Annotated in this window: 16 protein-coding genes; 3 read left to right on the top strand and 13 right to left on the bottom strand. The window is 38.2% G+C overall.

Going from position 1 to position 15,046, the window contains the following annotated elements; all coding sequences use genetic code 11:
- Nucleotides 1-10: 10 nt before the first annotated feature.
- The 5 genes from V4596_05550 to motA form a co-directional block, all read right to left on the bottom strand.
- Complete coding sequence (locus tag V4596_05550; GenBank protein MES2768595.1) at nt 11-835, bottom strand: 3'-5' exonuclease; 825 nt, start codon at nt 833-835, stop codon at nt 11-13.
- A 1-nt stretch (nt 836) separates the two neighbouring features.
- Complete coding sequence (locus tag V4596_05545; protein MES2768594.1) at nt 837-1,469, bottom strand: S26 family signal peptidase; 633 nt, start codon at nt 1,467-1,469, stop codon at nt 837-839.
- A 130-nt stretch (nt 1,470-1,599) separates the two neighbouring features.
- Nucleotides 1,600-2,145, bottom strand: coding sequence for a hypothetical protein (locus tag V4596_05540; GenBank protein ID MES2768593.1), 546 nt, complete (start codon nt 2,143-2,145; stop codon nt 1,600-1,602).
- A 157-nt stretch (nt 2,146-2,302) separates the two neighbouring features.
- On the bottom strand, nt 2,303-3,187 hold the full coding sequence (locus V4596_05535; GenBank protein MES2768592.1) for a flagellar motor protein MotB: 885 nt from the start codon (nt 3,185-3,187) through the stop codon (nt 2,303-2,305).
- A gap of 6 nt (nt 3,188-3,193) precedes the next feature.
- Nucleotides 3,194-4,054: a flagellar motor stator protein MotA gene (gene motA / locus V4596_05530; protein MES2768591.1), complete on the bottom strand. Its 861-nt coding sequence runs from the start codon at nt 4,052-4,054 to the stop codon at nt 3,194-3,196.
- Between the two features lie 179 nt (nt 4,055-4,233).
- Between motA and V4596_05525 the strand changes: the two genes are divergently transcribed.
- Entirely contained in the window at nt 4,234-5,826 is a 1,593-nt protein-coding gene (locus V4596_05525) for a cytochrome c biogenesis protein CcdA (protein MES2768590.1), read from the top strand.
- A gap of 24 nt (nt 5,827-5,850) precedes the next feature.
- Here the strand turns inward: V4596_05525 and V4596_05520 are convergent, their stop codons facing one another.
- The 7 genes from V4596_05520 to V4596_05490 form a co-directional block, all read right to left on the bottom strand.
- Nucleotides 5,851-8,055 carry a hypothetical protein gene (locus V4596_05520; GenBank protein MES2768589.1) on the bottom strand — a complete coding sequence of 735 codons (2,205 nt, stop codon included), beginning with the start codon at nt 8,053-8,055 and terminating at the stop codon, nt 5,851-5,853.
- Entirely contained in the window at nt 8,055-8,561 is a 507-nt protein-coding gene (locus V4596_05515) for a hypothetical protein (protein MES2768588.1), read from the bottom strand. Before V4596_05515 ends, V4596_05520 begins: the two co-directional genes overlap by 1 nt.
- 261 nt (nt 8,562-8,822) lie before the next feature.
- A complete protein-coding gene (locus V4596_05510) occupies nt 8,823-9,035 on the bottom strand; it encodes a hypothetical protein (GenBank protein ID MES2768587.1) in 213 nt (70 codons plus the stop codon).
- Nucleotides 9,036-9,396: 361 nt separating this feature from the next.
- On the bottom strand, nt 9,397-10,353 hold the full coding sequence (locus tag V4596_05505) for a hypothetical protein (GenBank protein MES2768586.1): 957 nt from the start codon (nt 10,351-10,353) through the stop codon (nt 9,397-9,399).
- Nucleotides 10,354-10,358: 5 nt separating this feature from the next.
- Nucleotides 10,359-10,994 (bottom strand): hypothetical protein, encoded by a 636-nt coding sequence (locus V4596_05500; GenBank protein MES2768585.1) that lies wholly within the window; start codon nt 10,992-10,994, stop codon nt 10,359-10,361.
- Nucleotides 10,995-11,008: 14 nt separating this feature from the next.
- On the bottom strand, nt 11,009-11,815 hold the full coding sequence (locus tag V4596_05495; GenBank protein MES2768584.1) for a TIGR02147 family protein: 807 nt from the start codon (nt 11,813-11,815) through the stop codon (nt 11,009-11,011).
- Between the two features lie 123 nt (nt 11,816-11,938).
- Complete coding sequence (locus V4596_05490) at nt 11,939-12,403, bottom strand: hypothetical protein (protein ID MES2768583.1); 465 nt, start codon at nt 12,401-12,403, stop codon at nt 11,939-11,941.
- A 99-nt stretch (nt 12,404-12,502) separates the two neighbouring features.
- Here V4596_05490 and V4596_05485 point away from each other — a divergent pair, with 99 nt between their 5' ends.
- Both V4596_05485 and V4596_05480 read left to right on the top strand, forming a co-directional pair.
- Nucleotides 12,503-13,540: a hypothetical protein gene (locus V4596_05485; protein MES2768582.1), complete on the top strand. Its 1,038-nt coding sequence runs from the start codon at nt 12,503-12,505 to the stop codon at nt 13,538-13,540.
- Nucleotides 13,462-14,253 (top strand): pseudouridine synthase, encoded by a 792-nt coding sequence (locus V4596_05480; protein MES2768581.1) that lies wholly within the window; start codon nt 13,462-13,464, stop codon nt 14,251-14,253. The genes V4596_05485 and V4596_05480 overlap by 79 nt, the downstream gene beginning before the upstream one ends.
- A 2-nt stretch (nt 14,254-14,255) precedes the next feature.
- On the opposite strand, the gene V4596_05475 is transcribed toward V4596_05480, so the two are convergent.
- Nucleotides 14,256-15,026 (bottom strand): hypothetical protein, encoded by a 771-nt coding sequence (locus V4596_05475; GenBank protein ID MES2768580.1) that lies wholly within the window; start codon nt 15,024-15,026, stop codon nt 14,256-14,258.
- Nucleotides 15,027-15,046 lie beyond the last annotated feature (20 nt).

The following is a 15,046-nucleotide window of genomic DNA, read 5'->3' as shown; positions in this document are numbered from 1 at the left end:
GGATTCTCTTTTAAATTAGTTCTGATTCTAGGAGTTTTGAGAGGTAGAATCTTTTTATTTTTGGGTCTGTTTCTGTATGAGCGAAAATAAAATCTCCATCTGGGGAGCGTACTACTGCATGTACTTTTACTTTTTCATCTCTTCTAATTAGACCAGCTTTATAAATAATTCTCACTCGCTGATCTTTCTGAACAGCATCTATTAGATTTTTAAAAGTTGGATTTTTTTTGAGCTCACTCATATAAAAATTCTGCCAAGTGAGTATTCTGCCTTGAATATCATAAAGATCTTTTAAGGTTTTATCCCATCCTACTTTTTCAAAAATTTTTAGCGCCACATTCAAACACTGTACTGTGTCCTCATAGGCTCTATGGGCTTGGTTTTTGGGAATATTTAAAAATTCTATAAGAGTTTGTAACTTATGATTTGTAGACTCTGGAAAAACCCTTCTTGCTAAAAGTGATGTACATAGAGCTGGGGTCGAAGGAGCCACAAAAGCTTTTTTCTCAAATTCTATAGATAAAAATCCCATATCGAATGGGCTGTGATGGGCCACAACAGCACATCCATGAATGAAATTATAAAACTCTTGAATCTTATCTTCTATACGAGGACTGCTCTCCACCATTTCGTTAGTGATACCGTGAATACCAATAATAAAATCAGACATCTTCTTAGTGGGCTTTATGAGGGTTTTAAACTCATCAATAATTTTTCCGTCTTTCCATTTGATTGCAGCGATCTCACAGATTTCAGAATCCAAGGGATATCCTCCCGAAGTCTCCAAATCAAATGCTACTAAGGTTAAATCTTTGATCTTTGTTGTAGGATGCATCTCACTTCTTTTCTGTTGGTTTAGTTAAAACTCTTCCAACCATTCTTTCTGAGGTTACAGGTCCGAATCTTGTTGAATCGAAACCCCCTGCAGGGCTTTCTCCGAATACAAAATATACGCCTTGCTTGATTCCATCTTTAAAATTGCTTTCGTAAAGCTTGATCATACGAGATTTTCTTTCTGTGAAAGAGTAAATTTCACCTTTAGAATTTTCCATCTCGTTTCCATTTACAATAACACTGAACTTCTTATCTTTGGCTTGCACACTGTATTTATCACCTGGAAGTAATTTTATGTATTTGAAAAGAGGCTCTTGCCTGCCAGGAGATTTAATCATCACGATGTCGTCACGAGTACCTTTGTTGCATGCATAATAATTCATTTCAACTTCAACTTCAGTTCCGCCTTCAAAGATATCCGAACCCGCTACAGGAACCTTTACTGTCTCTTTGTCTGTTTTGCAATTCACACCTTCTTTTAGCGTGCCGTCATCATTCCAAGACTGGGTTTCAATTTTAATTTTTTTGCTTTGAGAATAAATCAAGCCACCAATAATGAGTACAATTCCCAGTCCAACCACCACTATGGGAATAATGTTTGCTTTGATTTTATCTTTGAAATTATTAAATTCCATGATGCCTTATCCTTGTTTGCCTTGAATCGAATCAAATTCTTTCTCAAACAAAGATCTCATATAATTATGGATGTGAATAGATCTATTCACACAAAAGTCTAGCCTAAATTTATAAGGTTCATTCTAGATCTTAAAATGTATCGTCGTACAATATACCCTGTAGCCCTGCTCTAAGCGTGGCACTAGCACCTGTAATAATAATCGAGTCGTTGCGATTGAATACAATTCCAGCACTTGCATGCACTGTAATTCCACTTGACCCTTCAAATGCACCGCCAGAAGTGACTGCGAATCCAGGCAATGATTCTAATGGAGTTGAAAAATCCACATCTCTTATTGCTGCGTACAAACTGATCTTACCATCTGCCATTTTCGCTTTTACTTTAAATGGAATAATTCTCGCAGTTGCTGGATTAGGGACAGGGTATTCCACACGGAGAACCCCGTTATTGCATTCTCCAATGGGAACTCCAGAGCCTGCAACATAAGCTCCTGGATCTGACATCGATGATGGAACAACATCGTAACTAGAGGATCCCGCGTTGATCTTCAATGTACTCGTATAGCGAGGACAAACTCCATGCAAAATAATTTTTGCATTCGCTCCACTACGCTCGATTTCATGACTTGTTATTTCTACGCTTTCAATCACATCTTCATTTTCCACTTTGGCCATACAACTAATCAGAGACAAAGCCAAAGAAATTTGAACTGAAAATTGTAACAGAGATACACATAGAATACGGAATGTTTTCATACTGTTAGTTATCGGTATTTTTGATAAACATCTAAATGCATGTCTCACTTTAGGACAAATCCTGATGCAAACACCATTACTTCTTCCTATTTTCTTTTTTAGATTTAGTAGCGCGCTTTACAAATGTGTCGTAAGGATTAGATCCTTCAACTTTGCTATCAAAAACATCTTCTAATTTGCGAGGCTTTCTGCCGTCTGGTAAAAATTCTTTTTGCTTGATTTCAAAAGTGATCATTCCACTGCGTGTCCCAGTTTGAGACGCTGTATTTTTACTTGCTTTACTTGTTCCAATAACATCGTTTGATTCGTGTTCAAATCCTGACTTCACTTTATTTTGAATTAAATCCAATCTGCTTTTTGCTACCCATTCCGCATCTTGATCTGAAATGGCGCTGTCTGTATAAAAGAAATTCGATCGAATATCTACTACTGAGTATTCTAGGCCTTGAGTTACAGCTTCGATTTTTTTCATTGTATTTATAAACTGCGCCGAAGGCTTGTTGCTGCCCCTTTCAAATAAATATCTATCAGGAATTTCGAATGTCACCGAATCAGATTCAATATTCACGTTTGAAGCCATCTCGCCCAGTTCTTGAGCGATCTGTTGCATAACGATTTTCTTTGAACCCATAGACATTAAATTAGGAGTGAAATCCGCTGGCTGCATAAACTCTTGCGCTGTCTTCAATGGTTGATTGACTAAATCCAAGAATAATTTTTCTAGTGTTAACTCCGCTCCGTAGCTCGTGAACTGATGTTCAATCATACTAGGACCAGTGAAATAAGAAGCGACTTGTTTTTTCGTTTCTTCAGATTGGTTTAAGAGCCACATCACCAGGAAGAAACACATCATGGCAGTCATGAAATCGGCGAAGGCCACCTTCCACGCACCACCATGGTGACCGTGTCCTGCCTCGGTAATCTTTTTTATGACTATGACTTTCTTTTCTTCTTTTGCCATTTGTTCCTACGCTGCTTTTTTCATATCACGAGTAGATGAATCCATTTCTTCAAATGATGGTCTATCATTTGGATAAATAGAACGTCTTGCGTACTCTACGCAAACTAACGGTGGCGCACCTTTTTGAAGAGCAACCATCGCAGCTTTAATTACTTTTAAATATCTACCTTCAGCATCAATGTTCTTTGCCATTTTAGAAGCGAGTGGCGCAAACATACAATAAGCTGCCATAACCCCTAAGAACGTACCAACGAGGGCAGCGGCAACCGAGGCACCGATCGCTTCAGTACCTTCTGTTAATTTACCCATCGTCAAGATAACCCCTTGTACCGCGGCCACGATCCCGAGACCCGGCATCGCATCGGCTACGGATCCCATGATCCCTTGAGCTTGATGTTCTTCTTCGTGAATAACTTTAATATCTTGATCTAACAAATCATCAACGTCGTATTGTGAAAGATCCGCAGAGAGTGTGATCTTCATAGTGTCGCAAAGGAAATCTACGGCGTGGTGATTCTTTAAGAAAGTTGGGTATGCTTTAAAAATTTCTGAATTCATTGGATCTTCAATATGTTTTTCAACTGCTTGAGGTCCGTCTTTTCTGAAGACTTGGAACAGTCGATACATCATTTGTAAAAGATCGAGGTAATCTGATTTCTTCAATCCGCCAGCAATCAAAGCTTTGATTGTCATTCCGACCATCATTTTGATTGAAGATATTGGAGAAGAAATAATTATGGCACCAATCGCACCCCCGAAAATAACCATGAACTCGGTCGGTTGCCACATAACACGCATCTGTCCACCGTGGAGAACATATCCCCCGAAGACCATCGCAAAAACGACTATAAATCCAACTATACCCATAAGATCACCTCAAGCATTTTTTCGGCTTAAGCCTTCCAATAGATTAAGTAAATCTTGATCCCCAATGTCAGTCTTGACCAAGGTCTTTGATATTTTCCTAAACTCTACCCACTCACCTAGACTTAGGTTATAAAAGACACTCGAGTGTCGGCAGCTTAAAACCGATAGGAATCATAGATATGAAGATGAAATTATTGTTGTCCATTTTAATAGCATTGAGTCCTAATGCTTTTGCCATTAACGCTCTTAAAGACCCATTAAGTGTTGAGGTTGCATCGATCGGATCTACTTCTAAAAGTGATATAGTAATTTCTCCTGGAAAAATTACTCCTGTGAAATTCGATATGTCTTTGCCTACAGGATATCATGCTTATTTTGATTCTTTTAAATTCGAAATTCTAGAACCTCAAAAAGGTCTTGAAGTTCAAAACTTTGAAATCAAACCTCTTATTAAGTTTTATGATAAATTTTCGAAAAAGAATAAAAAAGGCATTAAAGAAAAATCGGAACTCATTCTAAATTTGCGCGCCGAAATGTCCCCACTCAAAGACATTCAAATCCAAATGACTTATCAAGCTTGCTCCGAGGATTTTTGTTTATTACCCACCAAAAAAATATTGAACGTGGCGGTAATCGATAATCCTTCCAAGAGTACGAGCCTGGCAGACTCACTCTCAGATATTTCCGTGGAAGATCTTATCAATCAAGGATCGATTCTTACATTCTTATTTATATTTTTTGCAGGAATTTTAACTAGTTTTACTCCCTGTATATTTCCAATGATTCCTATCACCCTTTCAATTTTGGGATCGCAGACCATTGGTAAGTCTCGTTGGAAAGGCTTTATGATTAGCCTTGTGTATGTTCACGGAATAGCAACGACTTATTCTCTACTTGGAGTTGCCGCTGCAAAAACAGGAACTCTTTTTGGTTCTTACCTAAGCAACCCTCTCGTTGTTTCAATCATTGCGCTTTTATTTTTTGCCATGGCACTGAGCATGTTTGGCCTCTATGAAATTCAAGTGCCCGTATTCATTAGATCAAAACTTGGAAATAAAAAAATATCTCAAGGATATGTGGGCGCATACGTTACAGGTTTGATCGCTGGTATCGTAGCTAGTCCTTGCGTAGGACCTGTGCTCGTGGCGCTTCTTACGTACGTAGCTCAGAGTCAAAAAGCAGTTCTAGGATTCTTTCTCCTCTTCACTTATGCTATGGGATTGGGGTTGATCTTTATTTTGATGGGAACTTTTTCTCAGCTTATAAGTAAACTTCCTAAATCTGGCCCATGGATGCTGAGAGTAAAAAAAGTATTCGGCGTAGTTCTAATCATAATGGGTTTTTATTATCTTTCACCGGTATTAAAAAAATATTTTACACCTCCTGAATCCACACAAATCACAACTCCATCCACAGGGTGGGCTGCCTTCTCAGAAAAAGCCATTGAGGGAGCTAGAAATAAGCAAGTAGTGGTTATTGATTTTTACGCGGATTGGTGTGCAGCCTGCCACGAACTTGATAAGTTCACATTTGGAAATTTAGAGGTAAAAAGAGAACTGGCCGGAGCAGTATTACTCAAAGTGGACGCCACCCAAGAGAACGCCCACGTCTCTCCAATCTTAGAAAAATACGGAGTGGTAGGATTGCCGACAATTATATTCATCGAAAAAGATGGAACTGTTCGAAAAGATTTAACCCTAACCGGATTCGAATCCCCAATAGATTTCATCAAGCGACTCAACAAAATGAACTCTCTAAAAGGTACCCCCTAGTTTTCCGTACTGTCAGTGCGTCAATTACTTTGCACCTTCTGCTTTATCTGTTGGCGAGTTGCCCCGATTGGATTTGAGGCCATAGAGATATGACTTTCGGTAGAAATCGTAGACTGCGCATGCTCTCTCCGGATAACTTTTTCTTGAAAGATCATTGTAGTTCATAGAGATTTTTGATTCGTCATAAATACTTTTATAAACTTGTCCGTCACAATATTGCTTAACATCCAATTTTCCCATCTTCGGAGATTCAGGCACCGCAAGAGTTTGCATGCATAGTAGTGCCAAAGACTCCTTGGCATCGGGATCATCTTTGGCTTGGCGACTTAATTTTTCCATGCGATTTTTTAAACTGTCGCTAAAGATAGATGAAAGAGCGGATAAATTTGTGCGGGTTAATTCTTTCGCGGATCGAGATTGAGTTTTCGCAGCTTCAAGACCGATGTAGTATTTTATCAACTCTCCCAGACTGTCATTTGAAGAGAGTTGCATGAGTGCGGCCAAATTCTCATCAATTTGACCTTGGCTAATTTTTTGATCGATATCTTGATTTATAATTTCACTCAATGATTTTGGAATTGCAAATGTATCTCCCAGTGGGATTAACTCTTTTGAAAGATCTGCAACTTTCTTGGAAGGATCTGTATTTCCCTCTTCAGTTCTATCTATGATCTTAAGTGCATTGACAATTTGGCCCCTTGTTTTTTCTATCAGTTCACGCTGATTTTTTCTTTGGGCAATGCTATTGCTATCACCAAGTAAGTTTTCTAAGTAAGCCAATGAGGAATTTAAAAACTCTCTTGCAGATCTACGATTCTGAGTTCGTGCATCTACCTTAGATATAACAAGATTAGGATTGCTCTCACTCACCTGAGAGAGTTGAATATTGATACTTTGAGTTGCTTCAGCAACAAGGCCATCGACGAGAGGACCAACTTCAGTATTGATATCAGGGATGATTGGATACTGTGTTGTGACATAGGTTTTGCAAGGAATCAATCCGTTGTCTTTTCTGACTCGATCTACACCTTTTGAATAAAGATATATAAAAGGTCCGCAACCAGGATCAGAGGCAAAAGCATTTCCAAAAGGTCCGCCTGAGGACAGCCCGCAATTACCAAAAGTATCACAAACCTGAAACTTCGTCGCAATATCATTGAGGGCTTTTTTGGTCGCTTCAATTTTATTACTGCTTTGGGCAACAGTGTTCTTAGCGGTATTCAATATACCTTCGATATCAATTCCTGCAGAACGCAAATCATTCTGCAAGGCAAAAGCCTTCTTCTTGTCATCCGCTCGACCGATGGTTCCTGCTGGCGCTCCCGAATCCACCTGAGTGATCCAATCCATATAAGATTGGACATCTTGGCCAATAATTCCAATACCATCCAACCAGCTGGGTTTTGATTTCACATCTTTGTTTTTAGATTTATTAAAATTAATAATTGTTTCCACATCGCGAGCTTGGCAATAGGTATACGACAATCCTTCTAATGAGCAACCCACAGCTTCGCCAAGGCGATTGTTGGTTACGTCCTTGATCTTGTTTCCAATCTTGTGTTGCCTTACAAATGAAACGTAGTTATCTACCATACTTCCCGTGGCAAGCATCAAAGATCCGACATAACCAGAAGCCATCGTTGAACCCAAACCCAAAATTTGCGCTCCAATTTGTGCCGCAATATTTGGATTCTTGGTCAAGCATTCATCGCTTTGTTTAAGGCGTGCAAAGAGTGTATTGGAATATTTTTGAAAATTATCAATTGTCTCTAATCTTCTTCTTGTCTGCTCTTGGTTAGATAATTTTTGCGACTTTGCAATATTCACCTTCGCTAGAACCAATTCCGCTTTTAGAGCACCAATATAGTCCATATCTGGAGTGGCAGAACTCATCTCTGCTTGAATTGCCAATTCTAAATCATTTGCCTGTATGGACATATACTCTAGATCATCTTCAGAGTTACGGTCTCTAAGTAATCTAGGAACGTTCAAGTTTTGAATATCATTTAATGCGCCAGTAATGCCCTTGCAAGAAGCATCATCACGAATACTCTCGGCTATGTACTTAAGACCTGCGCCATCGTTAAAGGCCGAATCATTGACAGAGCCTTTGCCCTTGCATCTACTACCAAAAGCAAAAAATAAATCATTTGTTGGATCATAGGAACGAGCGTAAAGATTTGAACTCGAGAATATAAGTGATGTCAGAAGTAACAATTTGATTCTCATCACTTTGTTCCTCCTGCGGGCAACCTAGAGTCTGCTTGAATTTTTATGGAGCTTAAAATCTTTCTAGAATCTTCTGTAGATTTATTTGAGGAAACTCTCAGTAAAACCAAATCATTTTTTGCGTTCCAATAAATGGATTCTGAAATGTATTTTCCATTTTGATTTACATCTCTTGAGCATTGATACATACGATTAGAAAATTTTGTACAACCTTGATTTTTTTCATCTTTATCAAAGGAGCGCGTTTGCTTTCTGCTCTTGTCCCAATATCTTTCCACACTGTATTTATTGGCAAGCGTGAGAGGTTTATTGTGAACAACCAATAATTGATTTTTACTACTTAAGCCCAGAACATTATCTGCTTTAAATAATTTGGAATTCAAAGAAGGCATTTCCAATGGAGCCGTAGACTGAAAAGATAAATCCATAGAAAAAGTTTTAGAAACTTTTATATCTACTGAATTTTTAGCCATAGCTAAAGAGTTGCTTAAAAAAAGGCACATCATTAATACGGAGTACAATTTTGTCACAGTTTATTTCTCAATTTTTAAGTTGCTATTAAGAATATGTTAGCTTTTGTACTTAAAATTGTTCAGTCCAGATCTGTGGTATTATTGTACCTATACGAGCCGGAAGTCTTGGTTTTTGTGAAAGTCGATCGTAAACCAGCATTACAAACTTACGCCAGATTATATTTTTAATAAAAATCCACCTGACTTATTAGACAGGTGAATTTCGCAAAAAAACTCTTAAATTATTCTAAAATACTATTGCATTGCTGGATCGCGTGGAAATGCTGGTCCAAATCTTTCAAACCCACAACCCGTGTGCACCCATGCACCATTTATCCAAGTGTAGATGTTGTAATAACAACCTTGTGACGTACATCCTGTTGTTACAGTTGTAGTTTGTGCATTTGCATCCGTAGCCATCCCCATTCCGATCAATAACGCAGCAATAGCGATAAATGATTTTAACATATAGTTACTCCTCTTTTAATAATACCCATTTTGGGTATTGGTTAGTGGAGGTCTTATACCTCTTTTGATGCTAATTTTGTCAACAGCGATAGTTAGAAATACTTAACAATTCTTTTTTTGATTGAAATTTGAATTTGAATTTTAAAATTAGAAAAATTTATTTTAGAAAAATGCAAAAGTAGGATTTCTTTTGATTATCAATACTTTGAAGCAAATCACCCAAAACCTATATTATTTAAATAGGCCAAATTATTGAGTAATTGCGCTTGTAAGATGTACCCTGGTGCCTTAAATCCAAAGTGAATTTTTTATTACTATTTTTATTTTTTGAGATTTCACACTTTCCATTTTCCAGGAATATTTAGAGTTTTCCAAAAGCTTTTTTTATTAAGGAAGTCTTGTCTGAGTTTTGCAATTCTTTTATTTTTAGATCGTATGCTGTCAGCCAGATGTCGGAAGCATAAACACCCTCCGCGATGGGCTTTGTGAAACGTGGATAAAGATAATTATAAATATAATCTGCCAGAGGTTGATTTTCTTTTTTATTGAGTAAAATTTCTTCAACCCACGGAATGGCTATAATTTCTTTTTGCTCAAGCCATTCTTGATAGACTTGCAATGTTAATGTCCATGCTCTGAACTCGGCCAAAAATCCACGATTTAACGCACGCTCAATCTGATCGAGCATGAGCTGTTGTTCATTTGGCATTAGGGCTTCCCACTTTCTATTACTTTTTAATAGGGCCATCATTTGAGTGATATTTTCAGAATTATTGTAGGTAACGATGGAGCTCTGCAGGGTTTCATCTCTTCGATGTAGAATTTCATGTACAAATATTAGCGGCCATTCGTTGGGTGGAATTTTTGAAGGGCTAGCGGAGATAACTCCCGTAGACCGATCCACCTCTGCAATTCTCTGCGTACCTGGAAGCTCTTTACTAAAAATTTGGAACATCAAAACTTCACTGTTGTTAGTGATCGTCGCAATTTTTTGGGCCAGTAAACTTTTGGACTGCGAAAGCTTCGTTAATGTTTTTTGCATCAGCGAACGTGCAAACAGAGCCTTTAGATCCATCACCGGTGAAAGCTCTTGTTCTAAGCACGCACCTACATTTTGCACTTGGGGATAGTCGTTCAGATAATAATCTGTGAGATGGTCAATATAACTATAAGTGCTCTCGGTAATGAATTTTGATCTCGACAGCTGGACCGAAAGCGTAACTGCGCTCGACGCTCTCAAGGCTCCTAGTAATTCACTAGGAGCCTTGAGAGGACAGGCCAAAGCCGGGGATGAAAAAAGCAATAGAAAGTTAATCAAAAATATCATGGATACTCATTTAAATTTTGAATCAAACAAGCCTCAACGGATTTTAAATCTACGGGAACTTTAGTTATCATTTCGCGTTCGCAATTCCAGTAGTATGCCGTGTAATTCTCGGGAAGAACTCGAACCAAACGAATGCCCTTAGCAATCACGCCTGATTTTGTCTGTATCCCGAGCTCATTGTAATCGTTAACTTTTTCCGTAGCCTCTCCTTCCAAATAAGGAAGCAGACCCGGTTTTTTAGCTGAATAATTTGTCTGAGGTATGTTATTTTGATCATAGTAAGCATGAGAAAATCTGCTGATTGTTTGAACTTCAGATATCACCTGGATACGGCATTGTTTATTGTACCGATCTACACTAGCCATCCAAATTTTTGAAGAATTGGGTTTAAGAAGGCAATTCGCATCTTTACAAACTTGTCCCGTAGTCTTATAAACAAAGTCTTCTACTAGTTGATCTTCACATTTTTTATTGATTTGCTTTAATACTCCAATAGGCACTTCTTTATCGGTATTCAGTGGAGCTGCGCTACCTTTTAGATCAGGACCATTCCCTACTTCGCCGGCCCAGACATAATGGCTCTCGATTGTTGCTAAAAAAGCAATCGTCATAATTAATAATTTATTTTTCATTCTTTCTCTCCTTGTTATTGGTTATTCGTTAAATTAAAAAACTGAATGCTAATGCAATAAACATCTTTCTTATTTTTACTATTTTCTTGAGCCCATTTATCAAATTCTCTTCTAAAATTTTTTATTTTAATCTGAGCTTCTTCCATAATATCTTTAGAGATTGGCATCGTTATCGCCGAAAAATCTCTTTCTTCCACACTTTGCATATCGATAGCGGTAATTGCTTTCTCCAAAATTTGACGATGAAAGAGTTTGATTGCCGCCGAAGGAATATTACTCGGAGTTGATGGTTCACGAACCAAAACTGAAAGTTTATTTTTTTCTTCTTTAATAAAGTTAAGAGACTTTAATCTGCTCAACGCAACTTCCACTTCTACTTTAGAAATTCCTAATCTTTTAGCCATCCATTGGGTGTCATTTTTAAAATCTTTAGTATCCATCAGATCTATCAAAGCAAAATGATACCATTCTGAAATTAGAGCAAATTGATCCAAGTTGAGCTGCTGGTAATCCTTGTAAGTTTTTTTTAAGGCGTTAATGCGTCTTTGTGCTTCAGACCTTTTGGTTTTACTTCGCGCATCTTGGGATTGAACCGAAGTGATAAACCATTCTGCCTCTGCTTCACTCAAATCGAGTTTTTGCGCAATGGTTGAAGCCTTATCTAAAGACAAGCCTGATTTGCCATTTAGGACGTTACTCAAACGCCCTGGGGACATATTGATGTCTTTGGCAAATGCTCGTAAGGAATATCTGGAATTCCTTTTGATTCTGTCTGCCAGCCGCTCTTTAAGAATGTTTATGTAATTGGATCTGTTTAACATGGGAGCAATATAAATCGATTTTTAAAATAAGCAAGAGCTTGAGGAACAATGTGTTCCTCGAATTAAATAACGGGAACATATTTCACGATTTATCAGCAGTACATGATTTCTTTTATTAAAGATTTAGAGTCTTTTAAGCTTCGCGATTTCACGTCTCGCGTCCTCGAGTGCACTTTGCGTTCTCAATAGCTGAAGATTTGAATCTTCGATAACTTTAGACATTTGAGCCATCTTTTTTTCGAAGGAATTGATCACGGAATTTTGTCTTTCAATTAGCGCTTCGATCTTATGTTCAGCAAGTCCTCTCTCTGTAAAGCGGCTAGAAAGTTTTGCATGAGTGGCTCTCATCTCTTGAGTCACACCCGCAAGTCGATCTTCAAAGTTTGCCATTTTCTGCGCGATACGATTCATTTTTAATTTTGATTCATTTAAAAATTCCATCATATTGGAATTGGCAGAACCAGGATTATTCTGCGAAAATGCCGCCGGTGTTGGATCAAATTTTTCTTGAATCTGAACTTTTTGATTGATGGTTTTTTGGTTATTTTGCAACGACTCTTGAAATAACGGGTGTAATCTTCTTTCCATAAAACTTGTCTCCTTCCAATATATTAACTTGAGGGCCAGTAAAGGGCTAGACCTTCAAAAAAGACTAGACTTAGACCTTTGTCTCTTTATCATTGAAGTATGAGAACTAATGGCGAATTTGGAAAATTCTTATACGAGCAAAAGCCCCAAACGAACCAAGCTCTTTTGGCGCTCTACAATTACATCCGTGTTTTCACCGATCTCGAAGCTCCATTTTTACCAGAAACTATTTTTAGCTTTTACATTAAAGCGCTCACTTTTGAACATTGGCAGCAAAACGCTTTAGAGCTATCACAGTTCGCCTCGAATGCTTTGTTCAAATTCCTGGGACCCGACATGAATGCCAAAGCTTGGGCCAATTTAAAAAGACCTGAGCAAATTCAAATAGTAAAAATCAAATCTCACCGCGATCAGCTCGAAATCATCAAACAATATTTGCACCGAGAAAAACCAAATATCCCAACACAAATTTTTGCAGACAAAAACAATATCGCCCACGCCATTTTAGCGATGCCTCAAGGTCGAATCCAAGTTCGCAGCTTCGATGACGCCGCCTACATCCACAACGGACAGGTCATTCCTCTCATTCAAGACAGAAAACTCGATTACGATAAAAATTTAGAATTAATTCCAAGTATCAAGCAGCAGCTGCAAATCTCTAACTTCATCACTGCTCATTTTACCGTCCGTGATGATATGATTGTTGGCGATTACATTCGTGGATATACCTTCCAAAGTTTCCAGCGAATTGAGCTTCATGGCTTTCACCAAGATTCGAACATCCTCTATGCCTTGAAGAAAATTGAGAGGTTCTTTATCGATCGTTCTACGGAGCCTCTCTATGTGGAATTGGTGCAAGTTCTTGAGCAAACTATCGATTTCTTGAAGAGAGATCTTAACGGAAGCTTAGAACTAGGTAAAAAAGCCTATATTCGCGGTCAAAACGCCCTCGAAAATATCTTTGTCGATGACAAAATGCTCGAAATTCTGTTAAACGATATTCACAGCTTTATTCAACCACCAAATATCTCTCAAGGTATCTCCAAAGGACTAAAAACGTGGACAAGGGAACAATCAGACTCAACAAATATATCGCGCAATCTGGAGCGAGCTCACGACGTGGAGCCGATCAGCTAATTACAGATGGCCACGTGCAAATCAATGGTAGAGTAGTAAAGGATCTCGGCACCCAAGTCGATCCAAAAATCGACACTGTTAAAGTTCAAGGTAAAATCATCAAACCAGCTAATCAGTTGATCTACTTGATGTTCCATAAACCAAAATCAACTTTGACGACAATGGAAGATCCATTAGAGAGAAAGACCGTTGCCGATTATTTATCACAATTTCCCGTAAGACTTTATCCGGTAGGACGTCTCGATTGGAACACCGAAGGACTTCTTCTCTTCACCAACGATGGCGATTTTGCCAACAAGATCACCCATCCCCAAACTGAAATCCCAAAAACTTATATCGTCAAAGTAGAAGGCGAACCAAAACCTGAAAAGATCGAAAAGCTCAAAAAAGGAGTAACGATCATTGGTGGTAAAGTTCGCTTTAGATCTATCGAAAAAATGAAAAAAGCTGACACCAAGCACTCTTGGTATAAAGTGGTTCTAACCCAAGGGTTAAACAGACAGATCAGAAATATGTTCGAAAAGATCGGACATGATGTATTGAAACTTCAAAGGATTTCTATTGGATCATTGGAACTTGGAAACCTCCAAAGAGGAGACTTCCAACTTTTAACAGAAACTCAATACAAAAAAATCTTTGTAGACCCAGATCGCAAACCAAAGAAAAAACGCATGAAGAGCACAAAACGCGATCTCCCAGACGACGACTCTTAGTTTTAAAAAGATTCTCTTTTAGAATCCTTTAGCTTATCAAATTCTTCTAGATCCTTGTCTTGACCAAGATATCCACCTGTAGCTGGAGCTATTGCAGTAGTTGGATTGACCGCAGGAGTTCCTAAAGTAGTTGCCGGTGATGCTGGCGCAACAGATGGAGCTGCCTTCATCTCTTCTTTCTTTTGCTTTTCTTTTTCTTGGAAGTTCTTCATGTATTCGCGGTAGGAATCATCGAATTGTTTTTGCTTTAAGTTCATATCGTCATTGAAATCACGTCTTGATTGATCCATCTGCGACTCAAATTCTTTTCTTGCGTCCGATTGATCTTGGAAAAATACATTTCGCTTTGTGTTTTGTTCCGAGAAAAATGCAGAAGACTCCGAGGAAGCATGCTTTTTTGAAGCAAAGCTTGTTCTTTCTTTTTTTGCCTCAGCTAAAAACTCATCTCTTTTCTTTTTTTCTTCACGATTGAATTTTTCTCTGATCTGTCTGTGTTGCTTATTGAAGGCATCTCTCTTTCTACGAACTTCTTTATAGTAACGGTCTCGAACATCTTGAGGCTTTGATTTGACCTCACTCATGTCTTTTAAAACCAGCGCCATGTAATCGTTTTCGGCCTTTATATCTTCTGGCATTTCTGTGCGATATTTATCTAAAAGTTTGCGGTCAGCTTTTAAGCTGATTTCCTCTGTGTTTTTAGAAGATGTGCTAGAACAAGACGTGAGTCCTGTCATCAATACGGTAAGAACAAAAATAGCAGCTAGTTTGATCATTTTTTCCTCAGACTTAAGAA

This window comes from Bdellovibrionota bacterium (assembly GCA_040386775.1).
GTDB lineage: Bacteria > Bdellovibrionota > Bdellovibrionia > Bdellovibrionales > JAEYZS01 > JAEYZS01.
This window is presented reverse-complemented; position numbering and strand designations above follow the sequence as displayed.

What these genes read in the sequence shown, in the direction of transcription:
- V4596_05510 (MES2768587.1), bottom strand. Translation starts at nt 9,035, where the DNA reads ATGTTAAAATCATTTATCGCTATTGCTGCGTTATTGATCGGAATGGGG.
- V4596_05545 (MES2768594.1), bottom strand. Translation starts at nt 1,469, where the DNA reads ATGGAATTTAATAATTTCAAAGATAAAATCAAAGCAAACATTATTCCC.
- V4596_05525 (MES2768590.1), top strand. Translation starts at nt 4,234, where the DNA reads ATGAAGATGAAATTATTGTTGTCCATTTTAATAGCATTGAGTCCTAAT.
- V4596_05490 (MES2768583.1), bottom strand. Translation starts at nt 12,403, where the DNA reads ATGGAAAGAAGATTACACCCGTTATTTCAAGAGTCGTTGCAAAATAAC.
- V4596_05515 (MES2768588.1), bottom strand. Translation starts at nt 8,561, where the DNA reads ATGATGTGCCTTTTTTTAAGCAACTCTTTAGCTATGGCTAAAAATTCA.
- V4596_05520 (MES2768589.1), bottom strand. Translation starts at nt 8,055, where the DNA reads ATGAGAATCAAATTGTTACTTCTGACATCACTTATATTCTCGAGTTCA.
- V4596_05550 (MES2768595.1), bottom strand. Translation starts at nt 835, where the DNA reads ATGCATCCTACAACAAAGATCAAAGATTTAACCTTAGTAGCATTTGAT.
- V4596_05485 (MES2768582.1), top strand. Translation starts at nt 12,503, where the DNA reads ATGAGAACTAATGGCGAATTTGGAAAATTCTTATACGAGCAAAAGCCC.
- V4596_05495 (MES2768584.1), bottom strand. Translation starts at nt 11,815, where the DNA reads ATGTTAAACAGATCCAATTACATAAACATTCTTAAAGAGCGGCTGGCA.
- motA (MES2768591.1), bottom strand. Translation starts at nt 4,054, where the DNA reads ATGGGTATAGTTGGATTTATAGTCGTTTTTGCGATGGTCTTCGGGGGA.
- V4596_05535 (MES2768592.1), bottom strand. Translation starts at nt 3,187, where the DNA reads ATGGCAAAAGAAGAAAAGAAAGTCATAGTCATAAAAAAGATTACCGAG.
- V4596_05475 (MES2768580.1), bottom strand. Translation starts at nt 15,026, where the DNA reads ATGATCAAACTAGCTGCTATTTTTGTTCTTACCGTATTGATGACAGGA.
- V4596_05500 (MES2768585.1), bottom strand. Translation starts at nt 10,994, where the DNA reads ATGAAAAATAAATTATTAATTATGACGATTGCTTTTTTAGCAACAATC.
- V4596_05540 (MES2768593.1), bottom strand. Translation starts at nt 2,145, where the DNA reads ATGGCCAAAGTGGAAAATGAAGATGTGATTGAAAGCGTAGAAATAACA.